Genomic DNA, 16,892 nt, shown 5'->3' on the forward strand with positions numbered 1-16,892 from the left:
AACCGGCGACCCGGAAGCCACGGATCGACGTGAAATGCCGCATCCGGGGTGCAACGGTGCCACCCCGGGCACGGATGGTCGGGGCTACGACAGGTCTGACACGATGGCCCCATGAGTGAAGCCTTCGATGCCGTCGACGTCATCATCAGCAAGCGGGGCAAGGGCGAGCTGTCCGACGGGCAGATCGACTGGGTGATCGACGCCTACACGCGCGGGGCCGTCGCGGACGAGCAGATGTCCAGCCTGGCCATGGCGATCCTGCTCAACGGGATGAACCGTCGCGAGATCTCCCGCTGGACCGGCGCGATGATCAACAGTGGCGAGCGGATGGACTTCTCCGGCCTGTCGCGTCCGACGGCCGACAAGCACTCGACCGGTGGGGTGGGCGACAAGATCACCCTGCCGCTGGCACCTCTCGTCGCGGCGTGCGGCGTGGCCGTGCCCCAGCTGTCCGGCCGCGGGCTCGGGCACACCGGGGGCACCCTCGACAAGCTCGAGTCGATCCCCGGCTGGCGGGCGGCCATGAGCAACGAGCAGATGATGCAGCAGCTCGAGGACGTCGGTGCGGTCATCTGCGCCGCCGGCGACGGGCTGGCCCCCGCCGACAAGAAGCTCTATGCCCTGCGCGACGTCACCGGCACCGTCGAGGCCATCCCGCTCATCGCCTCCTCGATCATGAGCAAGAAGATCGCCGAGGGTACGGGCGCGCTGGTGCTCGACGTGAAGGTGGGCAGCGGTGCGTTCATGAAGAACGTCGAGGACGCCCGCGAGCTCGCGCGCACCATGGTCGACCTCGGCACCGATGCCGGGGTCAAGACCGTCGCGATGCTGACCAACATGCAGGTCCCGCTCGGCCTCACGGCCGGCAACGCCATCGAGGTGCGCGAGTCGGTGGAGGTGCTGGCGGGTGGCGGCCCCGAGGACGTCGTCGAGCTGACCCTCGCCCTGGCCCGCGAGATGCTCGCGGCTGCCGGGCGCGAGGACGTCGATCCCGCCGACGCGCTCAAGGACGGCCGCGCGATGGATGCCTGGAAGGCGATGATCAGGGCCCAGGGTGGCGACCCCGACGCGACCCTGCCCGTGGCGAAGGAGAGCCACGACGTGCTGGTCCCGGCGGACGGCGTGCTCACCGAGCTCGACGCCCTCAAGATCGGGGTGGCGGCCTGGCGACTCGGTGCCGGTCGGGCGCGCAAGGAGGACCCGGTGCAGGCCGGCGCCGGCGTGGTGATGCACTACAAGCCGGGCGCCACCGTCCGGGGAGGCGACCGCCTGCTCACGCTGCACACCGACACCCCCGAGCGGTTCGAGCGGGCACTCGAGTCGCTCGAGGGCGCGTTCACCATCGCTCCCGAAGGATCGCGACCGGACCTGCTGCCGCTGGTCATCGAGAAGATCTCCTGACCCGCGCGGCGGCCTCCGCCGCGAAGGACGTCACCCGCTCGACGACGTCGGGGTTCCACAGCACCCGGCGGTGACCGAGTCCCTCGGTGACGACGAGGCGGGCGTCGTGCCACGCCTTGGTGACGGCCACGCCACCTGCGAGGGGTGCTTCCTGGTCGCCACGATCGTGCACGACCAGCAGGTGCGGCAGCGACGGGTGTGCCGCCGCCATCCTGAGGAGGTCGAGCTCGGCCACCGGCGTTCCGACCCGGCGCTCGGCGCGGCGCACCATCACCTGCTGGGACCGGGAACCGACCCCGAGGGCCGACGCGAAGACCGGCAGCATCGACTCGACGCCATCCGGCGGGGCGATGAGCACGAGTGAGTCGGGCTGCACCCCCAGTCCGAGGGCGTGGACTGCCGCGAGCCCGCCGGCGGAGTGGGCCACCACGACCGTGGGCCGGCCGAACTCGTCCACCACCGCCGCCAGCGCCTCTGCCATCTCCACGAACGTCGTCGACCGACTCCCGTGGACACCGGGCCCGGAGTCGCCGTGGCTCGGGGCGTCGAACGCCACCACACACAGGCCGCGGGCCACCAGCGGCTCGACGTGGGCGCCGAGCTGCTGCCACCAGCCGCCCCAGCCGTGCACGAGGTATGCCGTGGGGTTGCCCCAGTCGCCGTAGACCCGGCCGCGAATGGTGCCGCGGGCCCACTGCACCTCGAAGGCCTCCCCGCCGCTGGGGGTCCGAGTGGCGCGTACCGCTGCCGCCGGGCTGGCCGGCAGCCGGAACCACAGCCGCTCGGCGAGCAGTCCGCCGAGGACGGGGGACCGGCTTTCCAGCAACGCGAACAGCCGTCTCAGCGCGGGCGAGACCGGGAGACCTGTCGCCGCGGTGGCAGCGCCCTCTGCCGGAGCAGCGACGCCCTGTGCCGGAGCGGCGATGCCCGCGGGCGGAGCGGCGATGCCCGCGGGCGGAGCGCCTGCTGCCACGGTCGTCCGGGAGGCCGGGACGGCACCCACACGGGCGGGACGCGGACGAACGACGATACGATCGATCGTGCTTTTTTCGAGCGACATGAGTGGTACCTCCTGGGTGGGATGGGGATCAGGCGCGGATGTGGTCGAGAAGCCGGTCGAAGGCGTCCTGGGCCCGCGTGGCGGCCGCCGGGTCGTGGAGCAGGCGTGCCGAGAAGTTGTAGCCGAGGACGATGGCGAGCAGGTCGTACGCGAAGGCGGCCGGGTCGGTCGACTCGCGGAACTGGCCCTCGGTCATGCCGCCGCGGACGATCGTCTCGATGGTGTCGAGCAGGTCCCTCTCGGTCTGGACGACCTTGCTGCGGACCGGGCCGTCGGGTGCGTCGTCGAACTCGCTCGCCACCGAGATGAAGATGCATCCGCCCGGCAGTGCGTAGTCCGCATACCCGCCCCACCCGAGCCAGCGGTCGAAGAGGGTGCGCAGGCGCGGCTCACCGCGAGACTCCTTGAGGGCCGGGCGGATGACGAGCTGGGTGAACGCCTCGGCCGCGTAGTCCATCACGGCGGACTGCAGCCCCTCCTTGGACCCGAAGTGCGCGAACAGCCCGCTCTTGGACATGTCCATCGCGTCGGCGAGACCGCCGATCGTGATGCCCCGCAGCCCGACCTGGCTCGACTGGGCCAGCGCCACACGAAGCACCGAGTCGCGTGTCTCGTCTCCCTTGCTCACGCGATCAATAAAAGCACGACCGTTCGCACTTCGCAAGGCCCTACGGGCAATCCCGTCCGGGCGCCAGGCCGCCCGGCCGGGTCGGACGCTCAGGGCTAGGGTGGCCCTGTGCCTGAGCTCATCGCGACCCCCACGACCATTCCCGTGCCCGGCGGCAAGATCATCGACGAACACGTCGGCCGGGTGAACACCGGCAGCGAGGCAGTTTCGGTGGCCCACATGAAGGCGCCGGCCGACTGGACGGAGCCCTTCCAGGCCCCGGCCTTCGACGAGATCACCCTCGTCATCGCCGGTGCCGTGCTCGTGGACCACGACGGTGGCCAGCTGCGCGTGGAGGCAGGCCAGAGCGTCGTCACCCGCGCCGGCGAGCGGATCCGCTACTCGACCGGGTCCGAGGGTGCCGAGTACGTCGCCGTCTGCCTGCCGGCGTTCAGTCCCGAGACGGTCAACCGGGACGAGGAGGAAGGCGCGTGATCTTCGGTCGCAAGGGGTCCTCCGGAGGCACCGACACCGTCGCGGACCCCGCTGACGACCAGGTCAGCCGGGCGCCCAAGGCGCTGCTGCACGACCACCTCGACGGCGGCCTGCGTCCGCAGACCATCGTCGAGATCGCCGACCAGATCGGGTATGCCGGGTTGCCGGCCACCGACGCCGACAGCCTCGGCGCGTGGTTCCGGGAGAGCGCGGACTCGGGGTCCCTGGTGCGCTACCTCGAGACCTTCGACCACACGCTAGCCGTCATGCAGACCGCCGAGGGGCTGCGTCGAGTGGCTCGCGAGAGCGTCCTCGACCTGGCCGCCGACGGCGTCGTCTACGCCGAGAGCCGCTACGCGCCGGAGCAGCACCTCTCCGAGGGACTCGCGCTCGAGGACGTCGTCGAGGCCGTCAACGCCGGGTTCCGCGAAGGCGAGGGGCAGGCTGCGAAGGCCGGCACGCCCATCCGGGTCACCGCTCTCCTGACCGCGATGCGCCACGCGGCCAAGAGCACCGAGATCGCCGAGCTCGCGGTCCGCTACCGCGACCAGGGTGTCGCCGGGTTCGACATCGCAGGCGCCGAGGCGGGCTTCCCTCCCACCAGGCACCTCGACGCCTTCGAGTACCTCCGTCGCGAGAACGCCCACTTCACGATCCACGCGGGCGAGGCGTTCGGCCTGCCGAGCATCTGGGAGGCGATCCAGTGGTGCGGGGCCGACCGGCTCGGGCACGGCGTCCGGATCGTCGACGACATCACCGTCGGCGACAAGGCCTTCGGCGACGACGTCGCGGCGGCGGTCGCCGCTGACACGGACGACGTGCACCTCGGCCGCCTCGCGGCATACGTCAGGGACACCCGCATCCCGCTGGAGATGTGCCCCAGCAGCAACGTCCAGACCGGTGCCGCGGAATCCGTTGCGCTGCACCCGATCTCACTGCTCAAGCGGCTGCGGTTCCGGGTGACGGTCAACACCGACAACCGCCTGATGAGTGGCACCTCGATGTCGCGTGAGATGGGACTGCTCGTGCAGGACGCAGGCTGGACGATGGACGACCTGCGATGGGTCACCATCAACGCGATGAAGTCCGCGTTCATCCCCTTCGAGGAGCGGCTGGCCATCATCGAGGGAGTCGTCAAGCCCGGCTACGCCGCACTCGAGGAGCAGGTCCGGGCCACGTCGGCTCGCTAGTGGTCGAGCGGGTCCGCGGGCAGCAGCTGCTCGCGGCGGTGGTCCTCACGGGCCAGGCGTTCGGCGTCACGGCGACGACGGTCGGCGATCACGGCGGCGAGGACGTACTCGGCGTGGATGCCCGGTGGGGGCGGTGGCGACACGTGCGGCAGCACCGAGCGCAACAGGCTCTGGCCCAGCTCCTCCCGTGAGGCCGGAGTGAGCCCGGCGGCCCGCCCGAGGAACTGACGGACGGCGATGGCCAGTCCCGGGGGCAGCGCAGCCAGGTCGGCCTGGGATGCCCACTGCGCCAGCGGGGGCGGCATGACCGGAGGGGGCAACAACCGCATCGTGGCGCGCTGCGACACGACGTAGGTGCCTGCCGCCATGTCGCCGAGGCGCTTCGCGCGCGGGCTCACCAGGGAGGCCACCATCGCGCCCGCACCCGCGAGCAGGTAGATCTCGGGCCACCCGACGAGGGCCCGGGTGAGCGCGTGCCGGGCCGTGATGGGACCACCGTCGTCGCGCACCACCCGCAGCCCCAGCGCCAGCTTGCCCAGGGTCCGGCCCCGGGTGACCGTCTCCACCACGGTCGGGATGCCGACGGTGACCCCCACGACCAACAGGATCACGACCGTCCGGCCCACCGCGTCGGACGTGCCGGAGAACACCGCGCCCGCCGCGATCGAGCCCGCCACGAGCAGGACCGCAGCGACCAACAGGTCGATGATGCCGGAGGCGGCTCGGGAGGGAACGCCGGCGATGGGCAGCTCGACGGCCACCCCTTCGCCGGTGACCATGTCGTCGCTCGCGTAGCTGCGGTAACCGGCCCCCGTGCTCATGGCCGAAGCATAGAGTGACGCCGTGGACCTGGATGCGTATGTCGCCGCACGCAGCCGGTACTGGGGGCGACTCGAGGAGCTGGCCGGACGACGCCGTCTGTCCGGTGCCGAGGGTGACGAGCTGCTCGACCTGTACCAGCGCGTCTCCACCGACCTGTCCGTCGTCCGGTCGGCCTCGCCCGACCCGTCGGTCGTGGCCTACCTGTCCATGCTGCTCACCCGCGCGCGGGTGGCGATGGTCGGCACCCGGACGAACACGTGGGTCGACCTCCTGCGCTTCTTCACCCGGACCTTTCCCGCCGCGCTGTACCGCACCCGGTGGTGGTGGGCGACGACCGCGCTGGGCAGCCTCCTGGTCATCGCCCTCGTCGCCGCGTGGACGCTGCGGCACCCCGAGGTCTACGCCAGCCAGCTCACCCCGGCCGAGATCCAGGCCTACGTCGGCACCGATTTCGAGCACTACTACAGCGAGTTCCCGCACCACGAGTTCGCCACCCTCGTCTGGGTGAACAACGCCTGGGTCGCGGCCCAGTGCATCGCCTTCGGGGTCCTGGGACTGCCCGTCGTCTATGTGCTCGTCACCAACGTGCAGGGCGTGGGTGTCGTGGCTGCCCTGATGATGGCCCACGACCGCACCGGTCTGTTCTTCGGCCTGATCCTGCCGCACGGCCTGCTCGAGCTCACTGCCGTCTTCGTCGCCGCGGCGGTCGGCCTGCGGCTCTTCTGGTCCTGGGTGGAGCCGGGTCCGCGCACGCGACTTCAGGCATTGGCGGCCGAGGCGCGCACGTCGGTCGCGATCGCCACGGGGCTGGTCTTCGTGCTCCTCGTGAGTGGAGCGATCGAAGGCTTCGTGACGCCGTCCGGACTGCCGACGTGGGCGCGGATCGGCATCGGCGTACTGGCGGAGTCGGCCTTCCTCGCCTACGTCTTCGTGGTCGGACGCAGCGCCCACCGCAACGGAGTGACCGGAGACATCGACGCGCGTGACATCGGCGACCAGCCGCTGGTGGCCGCCTGATCGTCGGAGGAAGCCGGACTCGGGTGTTCCCAGGTCAGAGCAGACCCTGTCGCTTGAGCATGAGGTAGTGGTCGGCCAGCCGAACAGGCAGCTGCTCCGGCGGCTCGTCCAGCACGTCCACTCCGAGCCTGACGAGCGCGGCCGCAGTGCGTCGCCGCAGCGACGTCGTGCGCTCTGCGGCGGCCGCCTCATAGACCTCGGCCACGGTGTCGCGGGTCGAGCGCATCCGGGCGACCGCGGGATCGGCCACCGAGGCGACCACCACCCGGTGGTGGGCGCTGAGGGCCGGCAACACGGGCAGCAACCCCTGTTCGACGGCGGCGGACTCGAGCGGCGTGAGCAGGACCACCAGGGCGCGTTGCGTGCCGAGCCGGCTGATCTCGGTGGCGAGTAGCCCCCAGTCGGCCTCGACCAGCCGGGACTCGATGGGCGCGAGCGCGCTGATCGTGTCGTGCAGCAGCGTGGCGCGGTCGGCGCCGGAGGCCCTGGCCAGCACGACGCGGTCACCGGCGATCACCTGCACGCGGTCGCGTGCGTGCCCGGCCAGGGCGGTGAGCAGGAGAGCGGCGTCCATGGCTGCGTCCAGGCGGGGAGCGTCGTCCACCCGGCCCGCGGAGGTTCGCGACGTGTCGACCACGATGACGATGCGGCGGTGCTGCTCGGGCTGCCAGGTGCGCACCACTAGGTGCTGGCGGCGTGCGGTGGCGCGCCAGTCGATGCTCCGCACGTCGTCGCCGTCGACGTACTCGCGCAGGCTGTCGAACTCGGTGCCCTGCCCACGGATGCGTACGGCGGCGCGGCCGTCCAGCTGGCGCAGGACCGCCAAGCGGCTGGGCAGGTGCTTGCGGGCCGGGAACGGATGGAGGGTCCGCAGCCGCCCCGGGACCACGAACGACCGTTGCCGCGCCGCGAGGCGCAGCGGTCCGGTGGAGCGCACTGTCACCCGGTGCGCGGTGCGGTCTCCGCGGCGGGTGGGGGTCAGGGTCGTCGTCACCCGGGTGCGTTCCCCGGCAGCGATGGCCACGGTATGCCGCGTGGTTGCGGCCCCCGCGGAAGGCGGCCAGGCGTCGCGGACGGCGCCGCGCAGTGGGCGCCTCCCCGCGTTGGTCACCAGGACCGACGTCGAGGTCTGCTCGCCGAGACGCACCTGGGCCGGCCCCTCCCGGACGAAGGTCAGCGAGCGAGGAGAGCTGGCCAGCAGGAGGTCGACCCCTATGAGGACCAGCATCGCGACCCACCACCACCGCACCGTGTCGCCCCGCGGCCACAGGGCAACCGGCACCAGCCCGAGCAGGGCCAGCGCGACGGCGCGGTAGGTCAGGCTCATCAGCGGGGGACCGGCACTGCTCCGAGCGCGCTGTCGAGGACGGCCGTGACGCTGACGCCCTCGAGCTCGGCCTCCGGGCGCAGGGACAACCGGTGAGCCAGGGTCGCGTGGGCGAGGGCCTTGACGTCGTCGGGGGTGACGAAGCCGCGCCCGTTGATCCAGGCCCACGCCCGCGACGTCGCCATCAGCGCCGTGGCGCCCCGCGGGCTGACACCCAGCGCCAGCGACGGCGAGTTCCGGGTCGCCCGGGCGATGTCCACGATGTAGGCCGTGACCTCGTCCGAGATCTCGACACTGCGAACCGCCTCGGCACCTGCCGCGAGGTCCGCTGCCGACGCGACCGGCCGCAGCCCGGCCGCCTGAAGGTCGCGAGGGTCGAACCCAGAGGCGTGACGGCGCAGGACCGCGATCTCGTCGTCCCGGGGTGGGACGGGGAGCGTCACCTTGAGCAGGAACCTGTCGAGCTGTGCCTCCGGCAGGGGGTAGGTGCCTTCGTACTCGACGGGGTTCTGGGTCGCGGCGACCATGAACGGCTGGGGCAGCGGGTGGGCCCGGCCGTCCACGCTGACCTGGCGTTCCTCCATGGCTTCGAGCAAGGCCGACTGGGTCTTGGGGGGTGTGCGGTTGATCTCGTCCGCGAGCAGGAGGTTGGTGAAGACGGGCCCCTGGCGGAAGGTGAAGTCGCTGGACGACGCGTCGTAGACCAGCGATCCGGTGAGGTCGCCGGGCATCAGGTCGGGGGTGAACTGCACGCGCTTGGTCTCGACGTCGAGGGCGGCGGCGAGGCTGCGCACGAGCAGGGTCTTGGCGACGCCCGGGACTCCTTCGAGCAGGATGTGCCCGCTGGAGAGCAGGGCCACGAGCAGCCCGGCGACGGCGGCGTCCTGTCCGACGACGGCCTTGGCGACCTCTGAGCGGACGGCCAGGAGGGCTGCCCGGGCATCGGGTGCGGCGATCGCTGGGCGGTCCGGTGGGACGGGCTGGACCAGGCCCGGTGCGGCGGGCTGGGCCTGACCCGGCCCTGGGGGCTGGGCCTGGTCGGCCAGGGCTTGGGTGGGGTGGGACTGGTCGTTCATGAGCGGCGGACCCTCTCCTCGAGATCGGTCAGTGCGTTGGCCAGGTGGTGCAGGTCGACGTCGGTGGTGGGGGGCGGGCCGGTGAGCAGCGTCGCGACCTGGGCGGGCGGCATACCTGTCGCTGCTGCGGCAGCCGCCTGGACCAGCTGCGCCGCATGGGGCGGCACTGCGAGCCGTCGGGCGAGCCTTTCGATGGTGCCCTGCCGCAGGATGGCGGCGGCCCTGGGCCGGTCGCGGGCGCGGCGATAGATCCGGCCGCGACTCTCCGTGGTCTCGACGGCGCGCACCACCACGGGGAGGGGTTCGGTGACGAGCGCACCCATCCGACGCCCGCGGACGAACGCGAGGAGGACCACCGCGGTGGCGAGCACGGCGGAGGCGGGCGCCAGCCACACCGGCCAACCGCCGTCCGTCGGCTCACCGGTGAAGCTCGCGAGGTCGCCGAGGCCCGGCTGGTACCAGACGAGGCGCGGGGAGTGGCCGAGCGCACGGATGGCAAGGCCGGCGTGCGACTCGTCGTCGACCCAGCGGTTGGTGAACGCGGCCGAGATGCCCAGTGCCACGACCTCGGGGTGGTCGGCGGCGGCGGGCACCGTTGCCATCGCCGCCCCGAACCCGAACCCCGCAGCCGTTGCCGCGTCGTCCTTTGCCTGGTCGCCCTTTGTCCGGTCGCCCGTTGCCCGATCGCCGCCGCGGGGATCGGGCAGGGCGAAGCACAGCGTGGCCGGCGTACCGCTCCCGCGCTTCACCGGGATGAACCGCGTGTCGACCAGCAAGGCCGTGTCGTCGGCGCGCGCCACCGCGGAGGTGCACCCTGCCGTCAACGACAGCTGGGCCTCGAGGGCCCCCGAGGTCAGTGGCAGGTCGAGGGCGGCGAGCTGGGCCGCCGTCGGGTCGAGCAGCACCAGCCGGTCGGCCCCTGCGGACACGTGACCCATGGTGGTCGCGCTGTCGCGGCCGACATACGCGGAGTTGGCCATCACGACGGTGCTGCCCGAGCCCGGCTGGGCGTCGGCGAGCGCGCCGATCGACCGGACGACCTCCACCTCGACGCCGTGCTTGCGCAGCACCTCCACGATGGCCTTGCCACCGGCAGGCCCGGTGTCGTCGGGGTCGAGCAGCTGGTCCGGGGCCGTCGTGGCCAGTGCCATGACCACGAGGGCTCCCACGCCGAGCGTCACGGCCAGCGCGCCCACGGCCCTTCGGCGGATCCGCGTCGCACGACCGCCGCGGGTTTGCAGGCCGGTGCCCGAAGCGCCGGTGCCAGAACCAGCGATGCCGGATCCGCCGGTGCCAGAACCAGCGGAGCCGGATCCAGCGGTGCCCGAACCAGCGGTGCCGGATCCAGCGGTGCCCGATCCAGCAGTCACGGGGCGACCAGTCGTCCGAGCTGCGGCCTGGCCCGCAGCAGCACGGCGTCGAGCTCGGTCGTGGTGACGGCCTGGGTCCGGGTGGTCCGTCGGTGGCCGTAACGGACGTCGTCGAAGGACGACGCGGCGCTTGCGAGGGCCTCCGCCTGGTCGGGGAAGACCGGGGCCAGGGCCAGCGCCACCTCGTGGGCCGTGCGGCCCGGGAGCTCGGTCAGCAGGGTGCGCTCCACGGCCGAGGCGGCCAGCGCCCGGTAGCCGTCCAGCAGGACGGAGTCCCAGTCTCCGCGGTCCGCCGCCTCTCGAGCCCGAACGCGGTAGTCCGCCGCGCTGAGCCCTTCGTCGTCCACGGGGGCAGCCGTGGCGCCACGTCGTCTGGTCACTGCTTCGGGACGAATCAGCCGCAGGACCACCAGGACCAGGACGGCCAGGATGACGACGACCACGAGGACCACGCCCCAGGAGGGGAGCAGGCCCGGCCCGGACCGACCGGCGAACAGGGTGCTCAGCCACTCCATGAACCGCTGCCAGAGGGAGGGTTCGGTGACGTACTGGCCGTTGGCGAGCTCGTCACGCAGCCACTGCTGGGCCTCCGGCGAGCTGGGGTCGATGGGTGGGCCGTCGAAGGGGGCGGTCAGGCTCGTCATCTCCCGGCGGCTGCTCCCGGCCACTGCCACGTCACGTCGTCCTGGGCCGCGGCGATCAGCTGGACGTCGAAGCCCTCGCGGCGGATGCGTTGGTCGACGTAGAGGAGCGCGTCCACGCCGGCGGTGAAGGGCGTGGTCAGGGCTCCCGTGATGAGTCCGGAGACGCCCGAGATGACCGCCTGCCAGACGTAGAGGTGCGCGGGATCTCCCGTGGCGACGATGCCGAGACCGCCGACCATCGCGAGTGGGAACGCGAGGATCTGGGCTGCGATCCCGACGATGATGCCAGTGAGGATCCTGATGCCGAGGACGCGCCAGAACTGGCTGCCGGACGTCAGTCTCCAGGACCTCGCGATGCCCTCACCGACGCTGGCCTTCTCGAGGACGACAGCCACGCCCACGAAAGCCAGTCGGGTCGAGAGGAACAGCACGAGGACGATGGCGACCAGGCCGGCGAGGATGGCAAGGAGTACGGCGCCGACCACTCCCGAGTCGTTGGCGGAGGAGACGGCGCCGACGACGGCGATGACGGGCAGCACGAGGACGGCGGCAAGGGCCAGCACGATGACCAGACCGGTCACGATGGTGGCGCCGACCAGGGGCAGGAGTCGGCCGCGCGTGCCCTCCCACGTCTGGCCGGCAGTCACGCGGCGGCCCATGACGGCCTGGCTGATCACGAACGCCACGAACCCCGTCAGCAGGATCGTCGACCCCGACGTCCCCAGCGACGGGATCAGCGAACCCAGCGTGCCTGCCGCCGGGAAGATGTCCTGGTTCGACTCGATGTCCAGCGACTCCTGCGAGGCCACCCACGCGCCGAGCGCAGTGGTCGGCACGAGGAAGACGAGCGTGGTGACGAAGGCCAGGCCCATGGTCGCGGCGACGTTCCCACGGATCGCCTTGATCACCGCGCCGTACAGGTCGCCGAGGGCGAGCGGCCGCAGCGGGATGACCCCCGGCCGGAACTCCATCGCCGGGTGCGCGGGCCACGGAGCCCCCGCCGGGAAGCCGTACCCGGCGGGCCGGCCGGGTTGCCCGGGATGCCCGGGCTGCATTCCGGCTGGCTGCCCCGCCGGCGCACCTGGAGGCACTGGCGGCCATGCCGCGTGCCCGCCCGTGGTGGCCACCGGTTCTGCTGGCCCACTGGTCCCAGGAGCCACCCACTGCGGGTCGGTCATGTGCGCACATCCCCCTCGCTGACGTGGTGGAACCCTAACCGAACGGGGTGTCATGCGGGCGGCGAGCCGCGAGATTCGCCGGCTCGTTCAGCGGGCGAGGGCCGACAGCAGCGGCTCGAGGTCCTTGGCGCGGGCGGAGGTCGCGCCGAGGGACTCCTGGCGCGCGACGACCCGGGGTTCGTCACGCATGAGGGCCAGGCCACGGCGGACCAGCGTCCACGGCGGCTTGCGGTGCTCCGTCAGGTCGCGCAGCAGCCGCCACACGAAGGTCACCACGCGGTGGTGGTGCACGCAGTAGGCGCCGGCGAGCAGGCCCCGGTCGCGCAGGTCGTCGATGATCTCGGCCGCGAAGATGCCCTCCGCGAGGATCAGGTCGTGCGGTGCGGCCCGGACGGTCGTCGTGTCCACGGCCCGGCTGCGCGCGATGTCGTAGACGGGGGTCCTGACCTCACCGGTTGTCACGAGGGTGGCGAGGGCGTCGAGGGCGGCGGCACCGTCCCACGAGTCGGGGTGGTCCCAGTCGACGATGCCCAGCTCCTCGCTGCGGGGCATCGCCGGGTCGTCCTCGTCGCGGTAGAAGTCGTCGAGCCGGACGATCGGCCAGCCGTGGGCACCCTGGAGTCGCGCGGCCAGCCGTGACTTCCCGGCGCCGCTGGGACCGGCAAGGACCACCACCCGGGCGGTGGTGTCCACGTCCGGTGCGGGTGGGGTCAAGGGTCAGCGGCCCTTGGGGTGCCAGACGGTCTTGGTCTCCAGGAATGCCGTGATGCGCGACAGGTCGGGCGTGCGCGACCAGTCGGGCTCGACCGCGTCGGAGCCCTCGCCGGCAGGTCGCACCACGCGCTTCAGGTTCTCGGCGGCAGCCAGCTCGAGGTCGCCCCAGCTGACTCCCTCGGCGTCGGCCGCACCGCTCAGGTCGATGGCGTTGACGTCGCGGTGCGAGGCGAGCCAGGGCGCGACCTCGGCCGTGCGTCCGGTGATGAGGTTGATGACCCCGCCGGGGACGTCGGACGTGGCCAGCGCCTCGGAGAGGGTGATCGCGGGCAACGGGCGGAGCTCACTGGTCAGCACGACCGCGGTGTTGCCGGAGCAGATCACCGGGGCGAGGACGGAGACCAGACCCAGCAGCGAGCTGCGCTGCGGCGCGAGGACGGCCACGACACCGGTCGGCTCGGGTGCCGAGATGTCGAAGTACGGCCCTGCCACGGGGTTGAGGCCGCCGAGGATCTGGGCGAGCTTGTCGGTCCACCCGGCATACCAGACCCAGCGGTCGATGGCCTGGGAGACGACGGTCTCCGCACGACGCTCGGCGAGGCCCTCGCTGGCGCGCACCTCGGCCACGAACTGGTCGCGGCGCCCCTCCATCACCTCGGCGACGCGATAGAGCACCTGACCACGGTTGTATGCCGTGGCGCCGGCCCAGCCGCCGAAGGCGCCACGAGCGGCGACGACCGCGTCCCGGGCGTCCTTGCGGGAGCCCTGGGCGGCGTTCGCGAGGAACTTGCCGCGGCCGTCGACGACCTCGTAGGAGCGGCCCGACTCGGAGCGCGGGAACTTGCCGCCGATGTAGAGCTTGTAGGTCTTCCTGACGTCGACGCGAGCGTCGGTGCCTGTCGACCGCGTGGCGGTGGGGCTCACTTGCTGTCTCCCGTCGTGACGTAGGCGGCGAGGCCGTGGCGGCCACCCTCCCGGCCGTAGCCCGACTCCTTGTAGCCACCGAACGGGCTGGTCGGGTCGAACTTGTTGAACGTGTTGGCCCAGACGACGCCGGCGCGGAGCTGGTCGGCCATCCAGAGGATGCGCGAGCCCTTCTCGGTCCAGATGCCCGCGGACAGGCCGTAGGGGGTGTTGTTGGCCTTGGCGACGGCTTCCTGCGGTGTGCGGAAGGTCAGCACCGACAGGACGGGTCCGAAGATCTCCTCCTGGGCGATGCGGTGGCCCTGGCTGACGCCGGTGAAGACCGTCGGCCGGAACCAGAAGCCCTTGCTGGGCAGCTCGCAGCCGTTGTCCCAGCGCTCGGCACCCTCGGCCTCGCCGGCTGCCGTCAGCTCGACGATCCGCTGGAGCTGCGCCTTGGAGTTGATCGCGCCGACGTCGGTGTTCTTGTCGAGCGGGTCACCCACGCGCAGGGTCTCGAGGCGGCGCTTGAGCCGCTTCTCGACGTCATCCGCGATGCTCTCCTGCACGAGCAGGCGTGACCCGGCGCAGCAGACGTGACCCTGGTTGAAGAAGATGCCGTTGACGATGCCCTCGACGGCCTGGTCGAGCGGGGCGTCGTCGAAGACGATGTTGGCAGCCTTGCCGCCGAGCTCGAGGGTGGCCTTCTTGCGGGTACCGGCGATCGAACGGGCGATCATCTTGCCGACCCCCGTCGAACCCGTGAACGCCAGCTTGTCGATGTCGGGGTGGTCGACGATGGCCTGACCGGTCGCGCCGGCGCCGGTGATGATGTTGACCACGCCCGGCGGCAGGTCGGCCTGCTGGACCACCTCGGCGAACAGCAGCGCCGTCAGCGGGGTGGTCTCGGCCGGCTTGATGACCACGGTGTTGCCGGTGGCCAGCGCCGGCGCGATCTTCCACGCGAGCATGAGGATCGGGAAGTTCCACGGGATGACCTGGCCCACGACGCCATGGGGGCGGGGGTTGGTGCCCAGGCCCGCGTAGTCGAGCTTGTCGGCCCAGCCTGCGTGGTAGAAGAAGTGCGCCGCGGCCAGGGGCACGTCGACGTCGCGGCTCTCCTTGATCGGCTTGCCGTTGTCGATGCTCTCAAGCACGGCGAACTCGCGCGCACGCTCCTGCAGGATGCGGGCGATGCGGAAGAGGTACTTGCCGCGGTCGGCCCCGGACATCCGGCCCCAGGCGCCGTTGTAGGCACGACGGGCTGCGGCGACTGCGCGGTCGACGTCGGCGTCGCTCGCCGACGTGATCTCCGCCAGGACCTCCTCCGTGGAGGGGTTGATGGACTTGAACGCCGAGCCGCCCTGGGAGTCGGTGAACTCGCCGTTGATGAACAGCCCGTAGGAGGGCTTGATGTCGACGACCGCGCGGGACTCCGGCGCCGGTGCGTACTCGAACTTGGCCATGGCTTGAGGTTCCTCAGGATCTGTGGGGTGCAGGGGGCTGCTGGGTGGCTCGCAGGTCAGTACAGGCTTGGCGAGTCGTCGGTGACGTAGTCGGCGCCGGAGTAGGCGCCGATCGCCATCCGCTGGCGTTGCAGGATGAGGTCGTTGAGCAGGCTCGAGGCCCCGAACCGGAACCAGTGCGGGTCGAGCCAGTCCTCGCCGGCGATCTCGCTCACGGTCACGAGGAACTTGAGGGCGTCCTTGCTCGTGCGGATGCCGCCGGCCGGCTTGACGCCGACCATCTCGCCGGTGAGGTCGCGCCAGTCGCGGACTGCCTCGAGCATGATCAGCGTGACCGGCAGGGTCGCGGCGGGGGAGACCTTGCCGGTGGAGGTCTTGATGAAGTCGCCGCCGGCCAGCATCGACAGCCACGACGCCCGCCGGACGTTGTCGTAGGTGACCAGCTCACCGGTTTCCATGATGACCTTGAGCCGGGCGCGGGACCCGTCCTTGCGGATACAGGCCTCGGACACCTCGGCGATCTCGCGGAACACCGTGAGGTAGTCGCCCGACAGGAACGCCCCGCGGTCGATCACCATGTCGATCTCGTCGGCACCCGCATTCACGGCGTCGCGGGTGTCGGCCAGCTTGATGGGCATCAGGGCCCGACCGCTCGGGAAGGCCGTGGCAACCGCAGCCACCTTGACGCCGCTCTGGCCGAGGGCATCCTTGGCGGTGCTGACCATGTCGCCGTAGACGCAGACAGCCGCGGGGCGGGGCGTGTCGGGGTAGCCGGGGTCGGGGTTGATCGCCTTGGCGCACAGGCCACGGACCTTGCCCGGCGTGTCAGCGCCCTCGAGGGTCGTCAGGTCGATCATGGAGATGGCCAGGTCGATGCCCCAGGCCTTGGAGGTGGTCTTGATGGACCGGGTGCCGAGGCCCGCGGCCCTGGCCTCGCAGCCCACCTGGTCGACCCCGGGCAGACCGTGCAGCCAGCTCGTGAGGGCTGCGTTCGTGAGCCGGGAGACGCCGAGGAGATCGCGCGCCCTGGTCGTGGCGTCGACAGAGGGGGCCGCAGCCCTGGTCGTGGCGTCGACAGAGGGGGCCGCAGCTGTGGGGGTGCTCACCGAGCAATCCTAGCCGTGTCTCACCCTTCGGTCAGTTCGCGAGGGTCCTCAGTCGGCGGGATCGGACCCCAGGGTGAGGGTCGCGGTGTGGCTGGTGCCCGAGGCGTCGGTCCAGGTGCCGTGATGCCCACCTTCGCGGCCGACCTTGACCAAGCCGTCCACGCAGGAGGCTGGAGGCGAGCCGGTCTGGCCTGTGGACAACTGGTGCCGTAACGGCGCCGTATCTGGTGCCGTATCTGGTTGCGTTGCAACGGTTTTCGTGATCGTTGGAGTGTCAGACCTGGTTGTTAGGTTGGTTTCATGGTTGGGGGGATGTCGTTCGAGGAGCGGCGCGCGGCGCTGGAGCTGGCGTGCCGTGCCCTGACCGGGGTCGAGGGTGAGCTGTGGGCGGCGGGCGGGGCCGAGCTGGGTGGGTTCGCGTCGCTGCTCGACCAGCTGGGGGTGCGGGCCGACGCGGCCCGGGTGGAGGTGCTGGCCGAGGCGGTCGACCGGGGTGAGGCCGGGTCGGGCCGGACC

17 protein-coding genes are annotated in these 16,892 nt (G+C 71.7%); 5 read left to right on the forward strand and 12 right to left on the reverse strand.

The features are described 5' to 3' along the window. Positions 1-111 precede the first annotated feature (111 nt). Positions 112-1,401, forward strand: coding sequence for a thymidine phosphorylase (locus AC1DWR_RS18815; protein ID WP_477624955.1), 1,290 nt, complete (start codon positions 112-114; stop codon positions 1,399-1,401). On the opposite strand, the gene AC1DWR_RS18820 is transcribed toward AC1DWR_RS18815, so the two are convergent. Next, positions 1,382-2,374 (reverse strand): alpha/beta hydrolase, encoded by a 993-nt coding sequence (locus tag AC1DWR_RS18820; RefSeq protein ID WP_477624956.1) that lies wholly within the window; start codon positions 2,372-2,374, stop codon positions 1,382-1,384. The genes AC1DWR_RS18815 and AC1DWR_RS18820 overlap by 20 nt on opposite strands. A gap of 115 nt (positions 2,375-2,489) precedes the next feature. After that, positions 2,490-3,089, reverse strand: a complete 600-nt coding sequence (locus tag AC1DWR_RS18825; RefSeq protein ID WP_477624957.1) for a TetR/AcrR family transcriptional regulator — start codon at positions 3,087-3,089, stop codon at positions 2,490-2,492. Between the two features lie 108 nt (positions 3,090-3,197). Between AC1DWR_RS18825 and AC1DWR_RS18830 the strand changes: the two genes are divergently transcribed. Then, positions 3,198-3,563 (forward strand): cupin domain-containing protein, encoded by a 366-nt coding sequence (locus AC1DWR_RS18830; RefSeq protein ID WP_477614896.1) that lies wholly within the window; start codon positions 3,198-3,200, stop codon positions 3,561-3,563. A gap of 83 nt (positions 3,564-3,646) precedes the next feature. Further along, positions 3,647-4,753 carry an adenosine deaminase gene (locus AC1DWR_RS18835; RefSeq protein ID WP_477615305.1) on the forward strand — a complete coding sequence of 369 codons (1,107 nt, stop codon included), beginning with the start codon at positions 3,647-3,649 and terminating at the stop codon, positions 4,751-4,753. On the opposite strand, the gene AC1DWR_RS18840 is transcribed toward AC1DWR_RS18835, so the two are convergent. After that, positions 4,750-5,574, reverse strand: coding sequence for an RDD family protein (locus tag AC1DWR_RS18840; RefSeq protein ID WP_477624958.1), 825 nt, complete (start codon positions 5,572-5,574; stop codon positions 4,750-4,752). The genes AC1DWR_RS18835 and AC1DWR_RS18840 overlap by 4 nt on opposite strands. 22 nt (positions 5,575-5,596) lie before the next feature. Between AC1DWR_RS18840 and AC1DWR_RS18845 the strand changes: the two genes are divergently transcribed. After that, positions 5,597-6,592: a stage II sporulation protein M gene (locus tag AC1DWR_RS18845; protein WP_477614898.1), complete on the forward strand. Its 996-nt coding sequence runs from the start codon at positions 5,597-5,599 to the stop codon at positions 6,590-6,592. A 34-nt stretch (positions 6,593-6,626) separates the two neighbouring features. Here the strand turns inward: AC1DWR_RS18845 and AC1DWR_RS18850 are convergent, their stop codons facing one another. The 9 genes from AC1DWR_RS18850 to deoC all read right to left on the reverse strand — a co-directional run bounded on the left by AC1DWR_RS18850 (position 6,627) and on the right by deoC (position 16,376). Next, positions 6,627-7,919 carry a DUF58 domain-containing protein gene (locus AC1DWR_RS18850; protein ID WP_477624959.1) on the reverse strand — a complete coding sequence of 431 codons (1,293 nt, stop codon included), beginning with the start codon at positions 7,917-7,919 and terminating at the stop codon, positions 6,627-6,629. Then, positions 7,919-8,995: an AAA family ATPase gene (locus tag AC1DWR_RS18855; RefSeq protein ID WP_477624960.1), complete on the reverse strand. Its 1,077-nt coding sequence runs from the start codon at positions 8,993-8,995 to the stop codon at positions 7,919-7,921. Before AC1DWR_RS18855 ends, AC1DWR_RS18850 begins: the two co-directional genes overlap by 1 nt. Continuing rightward, positions 8,992-10,176 (reverse strand): DUF4350 domain-containing protein, encoded by a 1,185-nt coding sequence (locus AC1DWR_RS18860; protein WP_477624961.1) that lies wholly within the window; start codon positions 10,174-10,176, stop codon positions 8,992-8,994. The genes AC1DWR_RS18855 and AC1DWR_RS18860 overlap by 4 nt, the downstream gene beginning before the upstream one ends. A gap of 185 nt (positions 10,177-10,361) precedes the next feature. Next, positions 10,362-11,009, reverse strand: a complete 648-nt coding sequence (locus AC1DWR_RS18865; protein ID WP_477624962.1) for a DUF4129 domain-containing protein — start codon at positions 11,007-11,009, stop codon at positions 10,362-10,364. Next, positions 11,006-12,064: a DUF7847 domain-containing protein gene (locus AC1DWR_RS18870; protein ID WP_477624963.1), complete on the reverse strand. Its 1,059-nt coding sequence runs from the start codon at positions 12,062-12,064 to the stop codon at positions 11,006-11,008. The genes AC1DWR_RS18865 and AC1DWR_RS18870 overlap by 4 nt, the downstream gene beginning before the upstream one ends. 210 nt (positions 12,065-12,274) lie before the next feature. Continuing rightward, positions 12,275-12,880: a uridine kinase family protein gene (locus tag AC1DWR_RS18875; RefSeq protein WP_477624964.1), complete on the reverse strand. Its 606-nt coding sequence runs from the start codon at positions 12,878-12,880 to the stop codon at positions 12,275-12,277. 24 nt (positions 12,881-12,904) lie between these two features. After that, positions 12,905-13,825, reverse strand: a complete 921-nt coding sequence (locus AC1DWR_RS18880) for an aldehyde dehydrogenase family protein (RefSeq protein WP_477614905.1) — start codon at positions 13,823-13,825, stop codon at positions 12,905-12,907. Then, the gene (locus AC1DWR_RS18885; RefSeq protein ID WP_477614906.1) at positions 13,822-15,270 is read right to left on the reverse strand and encodes an aldehyde dehydrogenase family protein; all 1,449 of its coding nucleotides are present in this window, start codon (positions 15,268-15,270) and stop codon (positions 13,822-13,824) included. Before AC1DWR_RS18885 ends, AC1DWR_RS18880 begins: the two co-directional genes overlap by 4 nt. Before the next feature lie 56 nt (positions 15,271-15,326). Continuing rightward, positions 15,327-16,376: a deoxyribose-phosphate aldolase gene (gene deoC, locus AC1DWR_RS18890; RefSeq protein WP_477624965.1), complete on the reverse strand. Its 1,050-nt coding sequence runs from the start codon at positions 16,374-16,376 to the stop codon at positions 15,327-15,329. A gap of 300 nt (positions 16,377-16,676) precedes the next feature. Between deoC and AC1DWR_RS18895 the strand changes: the two genes are divergently transcribed. Beyond that, a partial coding sequence (locus tag AC1DWR_RS18895; protein WP_477624966.1) for a hypothetical protein occupies positions 16,677-16,892 on the forward strand: 216 nt, incomplete at its 3' end.

It is taken from the genome of Pedococcus sp. P2_E2 (assembly GCF_056403955.1).